Source organism: Curtanaerobium respiraculi (assembly GCF_024609215.1).
Taxonomy (GTDB): domain Bacteria; phylum Actinomycetota; class Coriobacteriia; order Coriobacteriales; family Eggerthellaceae; genus Curtanaerobium; species Curtanaerobium respiraculi.
Map to the genome: position 1 here is coordinate 1 of NZ_JANIPD030000006.1, position 13057 is coordinate 13057.

General features: G+C 64.4%; 9 protein-coding genes. All 9 read left to right on the forward strand.

What is annotated here, in order from left to right:
- A partial coding sequence (locus NOV21_RS03450) for an aryl-sulfate sulfotransferase (RefSeq protein WP_283171760.1) occupies window positions 1–611 on the forward strand: 611 nt, incomplete at its 5' end.
- 216 nt (window positions 612–827) lie between these two features.
- Window positions 828–2408, forward strand: a complete 1581-nt coding sequence (metG, locus tag NOV21_RS03455; protein WP_283171468.1) for a methionine--tRNA ligase — start codon at window positions 828–830, stop codon at window positions 2406–2408.
- A gap of 6 nt (window positions 2409–2414) precedes the next feature.
- Window positions 2415–3398: a TatD family hydrolase gene (locus tag NOV21_RS03460; RefSeq protein ID WP_283171467.1), complete on the forward strand. Its 984-nt coding sequence runs from the start codon at window positions 2415–2417 to the stop codon at window positions 3396–3398.
- Window positions 3377–3916 carry a flavodoxin family protein gene (locus NOV21_RS03465; RefSeq protein WP_283171466.1) on the forward strand — a complete coding sequence of 180 codons (540 nt, stop codon included), beginning with the start codon at window positions 3377–3379 and terminating at the stop codon, window positions 3914–3916. Before NOV21_RS03460 ends, NOV21_RS03465 begins: the two co-directional genes overlap by 22 nt.
- On the forward strand, window positions 3913–4779 hold the full coding sequence (gene rsmA / locus NOV21_RS03470) for a 16S rRNA (adenine(1518)-N(6)/adenine(1519)-N(6))-dimethyltransferase RsmA (protein WP_283171465.1): 867 nt from the start codon (window positions 3913–3915) through the stop codon (window positions 4777–4779). The genes NOV21_RS03465 and rsmA overlap by 4 nt, the downstream gene beginning before the upstream one ends.
- A 386-nt stretch (window positions 4780–5165) precedes the next feature.
- Complete coding sequence (locus NOV21_RS03475) at window positions 5166–5504, forward strand: Veg family protein (protein ID WP_283171464.1); 339 nt, start codon at window positions 5166–5168, stop codon at window positions 5502–5504.
- Window positions 5505–5804: 300 nt separating this feature from the next.
- Window positions 5805–6491 carry a Crp/Fnr family transcriptional regulator gene (locus tag NOV21_RS03480; RefSeq protein WP_283171463.1) on the forward strand — a complete coding sequence of 229 codons (687 nt, stop codon included), beginning with the start codon at window positions 5805–5807 and terminating at the stop codon, window positions 6489–6491.
- 760 nt (window positions 6492–7251) lie between these two features.
- The gene (locus NOV21_RS03485) at window positions 7252–11889 is read left to right on the forward strand and encodes an MBG domain-containing protein (protein ID WP_283171462.1); all 4638 of its coding nucleotides are present in this window, start codon (window positions 7252–7254) and stop codon (window positions 11887–11889) included.
- The gene (locus tag NOV21_RS03490; RefSeq protein WP_283171461.1) at window positions 11886–13049 is read left to right on the forward strand and encodes an ABC transporter substrate-binding protein; all 1164 of its coding nucleotides are present in this window, start codon (window positions 11886–11888) and stop codon (window positions 13047–13049) included. Before NOV21_RS03485 ends, NOV21_RS03490 begins: the two co-directional genes overlap by 4 nt.
- Window positions 13050–13057 lie beyond the last annotated feature (8 nt).

The following is a 13057-nucleotide window of genomic DNA, read 5'->3' on the forward strand; positions in this document are numbered from 1 at the left end:
TGCGCATGCTCGGCACCGTCGTGGGCCCGCACCACACCCACATGATCCCCAAGGGGCTGCCCGGCGAGGGGAACGTCATGGTCTACGACAACGGCGGCTGGGCCGGCTACGGCGACCCCTGCCAGCACTCCCGCATGGGGCTGAAGGTCACGCGCCGCGACGGCAGCCGCGTCGTGGAGTTCGACCCCACCACGCTCGAGATCAAGTGGGAGCTCAAGGACACCAACGCCGACGGCGATTTCATGTTCAACGCCCACTACTTCTACAGCCCGCTGACCAGCGACGCCCAGCGCCTGCCCAACGGCAACACGTTCATCTGCGAGGGCACGAGCGGTCGTTTCATGGAGTACACCCCCGATAAGGAACTGGTTTGGGAGTACATGTACCCCTACACCGGCAAGGCGCTGCTCTACCGCGCCTACCGCATCCCCTACGAGTGGATCCCCCAGCTGGAGAAGCCCGAGGAGACGGCGATCGAGCCGCTGGATGTCAGCGAATTCCACCTGCCCGGCTCAGGCACCTGCGATGTGGATGCTGCGGCGGTCTCCGTGGAAGGTGCGCGGGGATTCGGCGGCGAGGCGATGGCGCATTGCGTGGAGAGCCTGGACTAACCCGGCTAACCCGAGAGCCCGTTCGCGCCGTCGCATCCCATGGGGCGCCTGCGCGCAAAAGCCGGGTCCCGGATTCTGCGACGGGCGCATAAGATGCCGGGCATCCAAGAAGGGGCCGACTCCGGAATCCATCCGGGGCCGGTCCCTTCATATCGCCCCCATGCCCCTGTGCTAGAATCCACGATTCGCATACTCGACCAAGGAAAGAGAGCCGCCATGTCCAAGGGCACTTTCAGCATAACGACGCCTATCTATTACGTGAATGCGGCGCCGCATTTGGGCACCGCGTACACCACGGTGGGAGCGGACACGCTGTCGCGCTACAAGCGCATGGACGGCTACGATGTCGCGTTCGTGACCGGCATGGACGAGCACGGCCAGAAGGTCGCCGACACCGCTGCGGAGAGGGGGATGACGCCCCAGGAATGGTGCGACAGCATGGAGCCGGCCTTCCGCGAGGCATGGGATCTGCTGAATATCCGCTACACCGATTTCGTGCGCACCACCGAACCGCGCCAGGCGCGCACCGTGCAGAGGTTCTGGAACGATCTGCACGGGAAGGGGTGGCTGTACAAGGGCAGCTACGAGGGCTGGTATTGCGTGCACGAGGAAACGTACTACGCCGAAAGCGACCTTGAAAAGGACGAGGACGGCGTGTACGTGTGCCCCGAATGCAAACGCCCGGTGGAGCGCGCCGGCGGCGAGGAGAACTGGTTCTTCAAGCTTTCCGCGATGCAGGAGCCGCTGCTGAGGTTCTACGACGAGCATCCGGACTTCATCTTGCCGCAAACGCGCCGCAACGAGATCGTCAAGTTCGTGGAAGGCGGCCTGAAGGACCTGTCCATCAGCCGCAGCACGTTCGACTGGGGCGTGCCGCTGCCGTTCGACGAGGGCCACGTGGCCTACGTGTGGGCGGACGCGCTGCTGGCGTACTTCACGGGCATCGGCTACGCCGACCCCGGCCGCGAGGGCGAGTTCGATGCCCGCTGGCCGTACCAGTACCATTTCGTGGGCAAGGATATCACGCGCTTCCACTGCGTGATCTGGCCCGCCATGCTGCTGGCCGCGGGCCTGCCCGTGCCGGAGCACGTGTTCGGGCATGGATTCCTGCTCACAAAGGGCGAGAAGATGTCCAAGAGCAAGGGCAACGGCGTGCAGCCGAAGGACCTGGTGAAGATCTTCGGGGTGGATGCGTACCGCTATTACTTCATGAGCGATGTGCAGTTCGGCCACGATGGCAACATCAGCATGGAGCGCATGGTGCAGGTGTACAACGCCGATTTGGCCAACACATGGGGCAACCTGGTGTCGCGCGTGTTCAACATGTGCGGCAAGTACTTCGGCGGAACGGTTCCCGCGGCGCCTGCCGGGGCGGAGTCGAACCCGCTCGCGCAGGTCGCCGAAGGGCTGTACGCGGCGTATGATGCCTGCATGCGCGACGTGGACTTCACGGGGGCCGCCGCCGCCGTGCAGAAGCTCGCCGGCGCCGCGAACCATTACGTGGAGGACAGCGCCCCGTGGAATCTGGCGAAGGATCCCGCGAAGGCAGACGACCTGGCTGCCGTCATATACAACGCGCTCGAGGCATGCCGCATCATCGCGCTGTTCATGGCGCCGTTCATGCCCACGACGTCGGCGGAGGTGTTCCGCCGACTGGGCCTGGGCGCGCTGGAGGAGTGCACGGATATCGAAGCGGCGTCTGCGTGGGGCCGGCTGCCTGTCGGCAACCGGGTGGAGAAGGGCGACCCTCTGTTCCCGCGCCTGGACGCGGATGCCATCGATCTGGATATGGAATAGGGCGCCGTGTCGGTTTCCCGCGCGAAAGACAGGTCGAGGCGTGCCGATTCGACGTCCTACGATTTCGCTTTCCGCATCAGGCGGAAGAGCGGTACGTGCAAGGACGTGCCCGCACCCGAGCCGGCTCTGGAGGGCTCCCTTGCCGACACCCATTGCCACCTGGGGTCGCTGTCGCGCTGCGATATGAGCCTCGCCCGCGCCGGCTACCACGGCGTCGATTTCGTCTGCGACATCACGGACGTGGTACAGGATGCCGCGCCATCCCTCGCGGCGGTCGAAGGATGGCGCTTGTCCGCCCGGGCATGGCTCGACGTCCTCACGCCGAAAAGGCCGGTGGAGGTGCCGCGCGTGCGCGTGGCGTGCGGCTGCCACCCCCATAACGCCAAGGAATACGATGGTGAGGCCGAGCGCCGCCTGCTGGGGTTCCTGCGCGATCCGCGCGTCAGCTGCCTCGGCGAGGTGGGCCTCGACTACTTTTACGATCTTTCCCCCCGCGGCGTGCAGCAGGATGTTTTCCGACGCCAGATCGGGCTTGCCCACGAGACGGGGCTGGTCCTCGCGCTGCACGTGCGCGACGCTCACGAAGACGCCCTGCGCATCCTCGATGAGGAGGGGTTGCCCGCAGCGGGCACGATACTGCATTGCTGCAGCTTGCCCCCCGATGAGATCCGGCCGTGGATCGACCGGGGGTGCTTCATTGCCTACGGCGGGGCGGTCACATTCGCCAAGCTGGATGAAGCCCGGGAGGGGGCGAAGCTCGTTCCCGAAGGACGGCTTCTGACGGAGACCGATGCCCCGTATATGGCCCCCGTACCGCTGCGCGGGGTCGAGAACGGCCCGGAGTTCACGATGTTCACGGCCGCGAAGCTTGCGGACGTGCGCGGTATTCGACCGGGCGATGAACGTCGCGCGTTCCTCGCGCAGCTCCATAAGAACGCAGTCAGCCTACTGGACAGGGAGCCGATGCCATGGCAACGCGTCGAACGGTGATATGCGGCTCGCCGCACGCCGGCGGGGCCTCCCAGCGTGCGTGCGGGGAAGCGGTCGAACTCCTTGAGAAACGGTTCCCCGGCGATGCGGTGCAGATGATCGCCGCAGGGCGCCTCGGCGTCGAAGGTTGCGTGGGGTGCGATGCCTGCCGAGATACGCACCGCTGCTTCCGGCGCGACGCCATGGACGGCGTGCTGGAAGCCCTTGCGGCATCGGACGAGCTCTACCTCGCCGTCCCCGTGTACTTCGCGGGGGCACCCTCCCAGTTCAAAGCGGTGCTCGATCGCTTGCAGCCCCTGTATTGGAAATGGGCCGACACCCCGAGGGGGGATCGTGTGCCGTTTCGCCCCGCGCGGCTGATGGTGATAGGCGGCGGGGGTGATCCGCATGGGTTCGAACCGCTGGTGGGGAGCGTGCGGTCGGCGTTGGCAGTTGCCCGATTCTCCGTCGAGCGCGTGGAGGCTTCGATCGGCGACGATCCGCGCGGCCATATCCGGGCATGGCTGGAGGCGCGATGAGCGGAAACGAAGGCAGGCTGTCCCCGTTGGCGACGCCCGCCGCCACGCGCGCGGTGCTGGAGCGCCACGGCCTGTACGCGAAGAAGTCGTTGGGCCAGAACTTCCTGGTGAACGATGCGATTCTGAAGAAGATCGCGGCGCTCGCCGATCTGAATCCCGCGGATGCGGTGCTCGAGGTGGGACCGGGCATCGGCACGCTCACGATCGCGCTTCTGAAAACCGCAGGCCGGGTGGTGTCTGTCGAGCGCGACCGCGACTTGCCCGCCGTGCTCGCGGAGACCTGCGCGCCCTGGAAGGACCGGTTCACGCTGGTCGAGGGCGATGCGCTTGGGCTTGCTCCCGCCCAGCTTCCCTTCGAGCCGACGAAGCTGGTCAGCAACCTGCCCTATGCCGTCGCGGCGACGGTGGTGCTGGGGTATTTCGAACGGTTCCCCAGCTTGCGCCAGGCGACGGTGATGGTGCAGGCCGAGGTGGCGGACCGCATGGCCGCCGCTCCCGGCGCGAAGGACTACGGGGCGTACACGGTCAAGCTGCGCCAGCTCGCGCGGGTGGCGGGCCGCTTCAACGTGGCCCCCGGGAATTTCTTCCCGCCCCCGCATGTGCAGAGCAGCGTCATCCGCTTGGACCGCGTTGGCGGAGAGGCCGATCCCGCGGTCGCGACGATGGCGGATGCCGCATTCGCCAACCGCCGGAAGACCATCGCGAATTCGTGCCGCGCCTATTTCGGGGAGCGTGCGACCGCCGACCAGCTCGCGGCGGTGTTCGCGGAAGCGGGGATCGATCCCCGGCGCCGGGGGGAGACCCTTTCGCTCGACGATTTCCGCGCTCTCGCGACAGCGGCCCGTTCCGCAAGGCTCGCATAGGCGTTGCATGTTGCAACGTTGTCGGCATCGGCGCGCAGCCGGGGCGGCGGCCCGCATGCGCTGCGAGACCGCTTCCAGGGCGGCGTCCTCTGCAAGGGGTGTTCGGCTCGGCGCCCGCTTTTCCTAGGCGCCCTCGATCCGCGCACGTGCCGGGCGGGGCGCGCATCGCTGCCGCCGTTTCCAATGGCGCCCCGTTATCGCTCGTTGCCTTGCGCGTCGCCCCCTTCTGGGCTCATGAAGCTTATGAAGCGCTGGAAAGCGACTCTTATGAAGCGTTCATGGGGGAATTCCCTCCAACTTGTAGGGAATATGGGAATCATTGACCGCGATGGTAGAATACGGGGCGTATTTTTGCGCTCTCGTAATGAGAAAGAAGAATGTAGTAGATGGAACTCGAACAACAGGCAAATATCGTCACCTCTATCCACGACACGCTCGACTCGTTCGTCGGCCAGCGTCTGCGCGTCCGCGCTAATATGGGGCGGTCCAAGATCATCGAGAGCGAAGGCGTCCTCGTCCAGGTGCACCCGCAGCTCTTCATCATGGAGGTCGACCATAAGCGGGGCCGCAAAGCTCGCCAATCGTATCAGTATGTCGATGTCCTCACGGGGACCGTGCAGCTCAGCCAGAATGGCGAATCCCTGTTCGGGCCGCTTCTGGAAGCCCTCAACGAGAAGCCGGAAGACAAGATGACCGTGGAGGCGCCCACGCGGCTGCTCGATTAAACGGGCGCTTCCGAAGCCGAAGCGCGGGGTCGCATCGCGTTTTTACAAGCCGGGCCGGATGCTCTCTTCCGGTCCGGCTTTCAGTATGCGAAGGGTATCGGAAAGGCTTCCCCGCGCGCATCCGAGTGCTCTCCGCGCGTTGATCGGCCGCTTCTAACCGCGAGCTCGCGAAGTCGTGATTCCGGACCTCGGATCGCGCATCGAGGTGCGATTTCCCCTCTTGACCCTTCCCGAGCGGTTTGTTAGGTTTTCCTTACTTTTTCCTTTTCCAAGCGGAATCCAAAGCGACGGTGAGCTTCCATGGACCAGAATGTAGCCGATGCCATAATCAAGAGCACCCTCTTCGCGGGGCTCGCGCGATGCGACCTCGACCTTGCGGTGAAGAAACTCGACGTGTACCCGTCCTCGTATGAGGACGGTGAACTGCTTCTAAGCCTGGGTTCGATCTGCCGCAACGCGGGCATCGTCGTGTCCGGGAGGGTCCGCATCGACTTCTACGACGAGGCGGGCAACCCCTCCACCATCGCTAAACTGGGTCCGGGCGGGAGCTTCGGCGAGGCCATCGCATGCTCGGGGGATCCCAGCTTGGTGCAGGTGCAGGCTGTCGGCCCCACCCAGGTGCTCTGGATAGACATCCCCCGCATCATGTCGGCGGAATACATGGCGGGAAGCCCCTATGCCGGCATGGTCATGGTGAACGCCATGCGCCTGCTGGCGCGCAAGAACATGATGCTCAACAGGAAGATGCAGATGCTTGCGCAGAAGAGGCTCCGCGACCGCATCAAGCTTTATCTTCTGCAGAGGGAGCGCCAAGATGCCGCAAACGATCAGGTCGATTTCGAGATGACGCGGGCGGCGCTCGCGAAATACCTCAGCGCCGATCGCAGCTCCCTCTCGCGCGAGCTGGGGAAGCTGCGCGATGAAGGCGTGCTGGCCCTGGAGGGGAACACCATCCGCGTGCTCGACAGAAGCTTCCTCGAAACGTAAGCGTTCCAGGTTCGAAAAGCATCTCCCGGAACACGTCGATGTCCGTATCGCTCATGGCCTGCCGCCATTCCGCGTGCTCGGCAGTAAATCCATCGCCAGGCCGTTCGCGTAGTGGATGACGGTGCCGATGGCGACAGCATCGCGGTCTCGCCGATGAGGCGCGGGCTTGCAGCCCCATGGACGCGGCCACCCGCTCCTGCGTGCAGCCGAGCTCCTTTCGCCATACGCGAAGGAGCGGGACGAAGTGCCGGATGCCGTGTCGCGTCGGACATGGTGATCTGACGAATTTTTCAAAAAAGTTTCCGATCTGTTGCTATAGCAACAACGCGATTTTCGAAACCATGTAAGTTAGGGGAGTCTAATTAGAAGGCCCTAACCGAAGAGGCCGCGTATCGGGCGCTTGCGAAGCGCCCGGGGAAAGGATGATCTCCATGTCTCAAACCAATCTCCAATCCGTATCGCGTCGCGACTTTCTGAAGTACTGGGATATCTATTTGAATGTCGACTTCAATAGTGTGAAAGAGGCGTAACGGTTCGCCTACCGGTTTGCGGAGGGGAGCTCGATTGAGGGCTCCCCCTGTTTCCAATGAGAACCCATGACGGGTTTGCCTGAGATTGCTAATAAAGAAAGTGAAGCGAAATGATACGAAAGCATAGGCAGGTTTGGAGGATAGGTCGGAGTGCCCTTGCGATTATGCTGACCTTCGTCCTCGCTTTTTCGTCGTTGCGAGTTGATTATCTCTACGCGGGCGAAATCACTATGGCGGAACCGCCATCGAAAGCCGCTTCTGCGGTCGAAAGCCCCTCTGCTGAAGGGTTGCCTGCGGCTGCGGGGGAGAATACGCAGACGGAGTTCGATGACGGTTCGCAGGCGGTCGCTCCGGAGCCGAAAGGTGAATCTGCCGGCAAAGCTTCCAGCGTTTCTTCGGAAGATGAGGCTCAGGTTCTAGACACAGCGGACAAGTCCCGCGCAGAGCAGCCGGCTGACGCCCCCGAAGCTGTTGCCCCCGAAACGGGGCGTGCTCCCGCTCCGTTGCCGGCCCCCGAAGCGGCCTCCCCGTTCTCCCCGTTCTCCCTCGAGGGGCCGAGCCCCTCCGGCTCGCTGCTGACGGCCTCCGGCGAGACCTCCGACGCGGCGTTCCTGGCCGCGTGCTCATCGGGCGAGGCCAAGCTCTCCCTGGCGCTGGAGGCGTCCGGGGCCCGCTTCGAGGCGGCGCGCGCCGCGCTCCAGGCGCGCTACTCCGGCGACCTCACCTTCGAGGTGTGGGACATGCAGCTGAAGGCGGGCGGCGCCGACCTGCCGCTGCCCGAGGGCTCGTCGGTCGGCCTGAAGTTCATGCGCTACGTCGACGGCTACGGCATGCCCGGCTTCGCCGGCCTGGGGGAGTCCCCCAAGTTCTTCCTGCTCGGCGCCGACGGCTCCCTCACCGAGGTGGCCCCCGGCGCGAGCGGCCCCTGCCCCGGTGTCGGGTACACGGACGAGTTCTCCTTCGACGGGCTCGTGACCCTCGTCGCCCTCAACGGCGACAACCTGAGCGAGATTCCCAGCACGACGTTGGAAGCGGGCAATTACAGCATCACAGCGAATCTGTATGTGGTTGCCGCGGACGCGCCCATCGGGGCGAAAGCCTATATGACCACCGCGAAGTTCCCGCCTCTTGTGCCTGAATCCGACAATGCCCGGCTGACGGTAGGTGCGGATGGCTCGTTGACGCTCACGCTCTACGTGAGCAACGAAGTGTTCACGCTCCAGGATGCGACCAGCGGCGAGAAGATCAAGGTGCTCGGCGCCGAGCGGGGCGGGGCGTCTTCTTCATATGGGGCGCATGCCGACCGCATCACCAAGCTCGTGCTCTCCCTTGACAACGCGACCGATTCCACGTTCGCCCTCGGGTCGTGCACGCAGTGTCCCACGGTGTTCGGCGGGGGTGCCGACCAGCATTGGCGCATGTGCGTCGACGTGGATTTCGCCAGCATGAAGAAGGGCGGATCCACCGTCGATCCTGGGCAGGATACGTTCAGCAAAACGTATACCGATGCCGTCACCGGGATAACCGTTGCCGTGTCCACTCAGGACGCAGGGCTTGCCGCCAGGCTCGGTGCGGCTGAGCTTGCGGTAGCCGAGCACAATCGGGAGGACGATACTTACCAGACGGCGGCAAAGGCATTCTCGAAAACGTTTCTGAGCACGCCGACCATGGAGCTGTATTCCATCGCCTTGCTCGATGCTGACGGCAGCGAGATATCCGTGGACGGCAGCAATGTGATGGTCACCATTCCGACCGGGATACGCTATATCGATTCGTATCGCGTGCAAGAGGATTTGCTGGTCACCCTTTCCTCGTTCAAACAGGGGGGCAACGTCCTCATATCCGATAGCTCCTTGGGCATCTTCGCCGTTGTTGAACAGAACTCCGCATACTATTGGGTAGATTTCGATTTTTCCGATGAATCAACCGGAGTCTCAGGCAAGATGAAGGTTGCATCCGAGCAGACCGGAGTGGAAGGCTACAAGGGCCATCTTATTTTCCAAACCGGGAAGGAACCGAGCGAATTCGGGGATGCGTACACTTTCAGCCTTCAAATGCACTTTCCGCCGCAGGACAAAGAACTGAAGGTCTGGTGGAATGATAACACCCCGGCTTCCCTGAGCTTCTCGCTTCCCGCCGGCTCGCACGGAAAGAGCGTGGCGCTCGTTCGAACGGATGGTTCCACCACCTCCCTTACGCACCTTCCCTCATCCGTCAAAGATGGGAAGATCTCGTTCGCCCTGCTTCCTTCCTCGAGCTGGATAGGCAAATGGGAGGCGACAAAGCTCCTTTCCGATCTGCACAACGGCTGGAAGAACGGGATCGGCTCCGCGAGCGCGACGGCGCCCGTTGCCTACTTCGTCGTTTTGGATTCCGACTCGACCATCGCCTCCGATCCCCGGGTGGCGGGCAATCTGGTGTACAACGCTGCGGATCAGACGGGCATCGCCTTTGACGAGGCAACATGCGAGCTCGTGGGCGGCATGATATCCGCAAAGAACGCGGGAACGTACACGGCTTCCTTCAAGCCGAAGGACGGCTATACGTGGGCCGATGGGACGACGGCCGACAAGGAGCTGACGTGGAATATCAAGAAGAAGTACCTTTCCTGGGAAGATAACGAATACCTCAAGTACGGGGAGGTGCCCACGTTCACCTCGACGGTGAAAGGACTCGAGGGGGATGACACTCCGGAATCCGTCGGGATCAAACCCAAGTACATCAAAGAGTCGAGCCGCCCTGCAGTGGTGGAGCCGGGAGTGAGCTATAACTTCAGGTATTCGGACATGGTTAATTGGGACCAGGATCCATCCTTCGACAATTACTATTTCGGTCCCCCGTGCGCGGGATGCGAGAACTACCGGGTTTTCATCCAGAAGCCGACGTTCATCGAAATGCCTGCAGCTGCCACCGATCTTGTGTACAACGGGAAGAGGCAGGTCGGCGTAGCCAAGAGCGAGGGGTACGCCCTTGAGGGCGCCATCGCCACGAATGCGGGAGATTACGTTGCCACGGTGACGCCCGAACTCGGCTATGCATGGTCCGACGGCGGCAGGGAGCCCGTCCCTGTGCGCTGGTCCATCGCCAAGGCACCGCTGACCGCGAAGGCAAAGGACGTCACCGTGGCCCGCGGCGACGAATTGAAGCTCGAAGCCGAGGTCACGGGCTTCAAGGGCGGCGAGACCGCCGAGACCGCGGCCGGGTACGCCGCCCCCACCGTCTCCCTGCCCGCGGGAGTGACGGCGGACGGCTTGGAGCCCGGCAGGACCTACGAGCTCGGCGTTTCGGGCGGAAGCGCCAAGAACTACGAGTTCACCCGATACGAGAAGGGCACGCTCACGGTCGCCGCGGCCGGGCCGAAGCCGGACGGGCTCGCCCCCGGCACGTACGCCGTCACGGCCAACCTCGCCATGTCGGGCGCCTACAACCCGGCCATCCCCGGGCTGACCGTGTATGCGAACAGCCCCGACAACCCCTTCGGGCCCACAATCGACGAGAACGACCCCGCCGAGGTGAGGCGTGCCGTCCCGCGTGAGCCGCAGAGCATGAACGCGACGCTGGTGATGGGCCCCGACGGTGCGCGCCACCTGTTGCTGCCCATCAAGAACCCCATATTCACGACGCAGTCGCTGGGAACGTGCGCCGAGCTGCCCGATGTCCGGGTCGAGCGCGTGGCGCCGACCGCCGGCGGCGGGGAATGGAGCGGCTCCTACAACAAGAGGGCCGACCGCATCCACAAGGCGCTTATCCGCCTGCCCGGCTCCCAGTCCTCGGGCGTGGGATCCTACGACTTCGCCGGCTCGGTGCTCTACGCCGTGCCGCTGGACATGGAGATCGCCCCCGCGGGGCCGGTGGCGCTTCAGCTGACGGTCGACTATGGCAGCGCGCGCCGCACGTCCGACAGCACGAAGATCCCCGGGCTGAATGGGTCGGAGCAAGGTGGGGACGATCCTGCTCCGCAGCCTCAACCCGATCCGAATGTGAAACCCCAGCCCGATCCGAACCAAGGCGGCGGTACGCAGCCGGGCACGCCCGGCAATCCCAATGTGCCGGCCGATCCCGGTGCCAAGCCCTCCCAGCCGACGGATCCTTCCCGGCCTGACCGCATCGCTGCAGGCACCTACACCGTGTCCGCCAACATATGGGTGGATAAGGCGACCTCCGGCCTGCCCCTGCAGCCGCATTTCACCAACGCATCCTTCCCGCCCATGAACCCGGTCGCCAAAAACGCCACCTTGCGCGTCGAATCTGACGGCCATGCCTACCTGACGGTGCCCATCGTCATCCAGGCCAGGATCATGCAGGTGCTGTCCATCAGCGGGCTGGATATCGTGTCCTCCGAGCGCGATGGCGCGGGACTCAGCAGCATAACGGTGGACATGGGGATCCTCTCCCCGTCCGACACCGTGGTGACTAAATACTGCACCGCCTCCGTCCGCCTAGGCGACCTCGCCTCCACCATCATCGGCGGCGAGCGGAATCGCACGTGGAACGCGGTGTTCCAGATGAACTTCTCCGGTCTGCCTCAGTCCGGTGGCGGCACCGTCCCCGAGGCGGCGCGCAGGCTCATGGAGGGGCAGGGCGCCGACGGGACGGCGGAGGACGCCGGATCCAAGGCGCAGAGGGCGGAGGAGGCCGCGCTCGCCGCGCTGGGTTCCGGGGGTGCGAACGCCTCGGCGGGCAAGACGCTGGGAGGCAAAGGCGCCTCCGCGGACCCGGATGCCGATGCGGCGTCCGAAGGGGGGCTCTCGCCCTTCCTGCCCGCGATCGCCCTTGCCGCCCTGGCCGCGCTGGGCGTTCTGGGGTGGTTCCTCGCCTCCGGCAGGCACCGCAGGAAGCAGCCTTCCGATGAAGGGGGCGTCCGATGACGGGGCGCATCACGCGTAGGGAATTCCTGGCGCTCGCCGGCGCCGCCGCCCTCGCGGCGGGGCCGGTCCTCGCGGGGTGCTCGGCAGGCGCGGGCGGATCCGACAAGGGTTCCGCCCGGTCCGGGTCCGCATCGTCCGCAGGCATGGATGCGCCGCTCGAAGACCGTGCCCTCATGGGATCCACCGACCCCTGCGCGGTGCGGGTGGGGCTCATCATGGGGCCGCCTTCCATGGGGCTTTCCCAGTTCATGCTGGCGGCGCGCAACGACCGAACCGAAAACGCCTTCGATTTCACGGTCAACGGCGTCGATTACATCGGGCTTTCCGCGGCGCTCAACGAGGGCGACTACGACATCGCCACCCTGCCGTCCAACATTGGCCCGATCCTGTACAACAACCATGAGCTGAAGAACCGGTACCAGGTCATCAGCGTGAACAACCTGGGCGTGCTGTACGTCATGACCACCGATGCGGGCGTGTCGTCCCTTGCCGATCTGGCAGGGCGCCGCGTGTACAGCTATGGCGAAGGCGGCACGCCCGAGTACACCATCGAGGCGCTTCTGGCCAAGATGGGCCTGCTGGACAGCTTCACGGTCGAGTTCAAATCAACGCCCTTCGAGGTACTGAACCTGATGCAGCAGGAGCCGAACTGCGTGGCCATCCTGCCGCAGCCCTTCGTGGCGCTTTCGAAGCTCATGGTGGATCTGCTGTACGTCCCCGTGAACATTACGTCGGAATGGGACCGCGCCTTCGCGGACACGGGCAGCCAGGCGGTCACCACGGTGACCATCGCCAACCGGACCTTCATCGAAGAGCACGAGCAGGCCGTGGTTGAATACCTGCGCATGGCGGGGAATTCCGTGTCCTGGTCGTTGGAGAACATGGCGGACGCGGCCGCCTTGCAGGAAGAGCTGGGCACCTTCATGAACAACAGCGTGGCGTTGAATGCCATGCCCAGCATCTCCATGACATGCCTGACCGGCGTGGAGATGCGCACGGCATTGGCGGGCTTTTACGAAGAGCTGTTCAAGGCGAACCCCGCCTCCATCGGCGGCGCCGTGCCCGACGGCGGGTACTACTACCTTCCGCCGGCGGGGTTGATCGAGGATGATGCCGTCGGGAAGGCCCAGGCGGCCGCTGCAACGGGGGCGCAATCGTAGATGGGGCT

Bases quoted from the DNA above. Each gene is read 5' to 3' on its own strand.
- metG (WP_283171468.1), top strand. From the start codon at position 828: ATGTCCAAGGGCACTTTCAGCATAACGACGCCTATCTATTACGTGAAT.
- NOV21_RS03465 (WP_283171466.1), top strand. From the start codon at position 3,377: ATGGCAACGCGTCGAACGGTGATATGCGGCTCGCCGCACGCCGGCGGG.
- rsmA (WP_283171465.1), top strand. From the start codon at position 3,913: ATGAGCGGAAACGAAGGCAGGCTGTCCCCGTTGGCGACGCCCGCCGCC.
- NOV21_RS03475 (WP_283171464.1), top strand. From the start codon at position 5,166: ATGGAACTCGAACAACAGGCAAATATCGTCACCTCTATCCACGACACG.
- NOV21_RS03480 (WP_283171463.1), top strand. From the start codon at position 5,805: ATGGACCAGAATGTAGCCGATGCCATAATCAAGAGCACCCTCTTCGCG.
- NOV21_RS03485 (WP_283171462.1), top strand. From the start codon at position 7,252: ATGGCGGAACCGCCATCGAAAGCCGCTTCTGCGGTCGAAAGCCCCTCT.
- NOV21_RS03490 (WP_283171461.1), top strand. From the start codon at position 11,886: ATGACGGGGCGCATCACGCGTAGGGAATTCCTGGCGCTCGCCGGCGCC.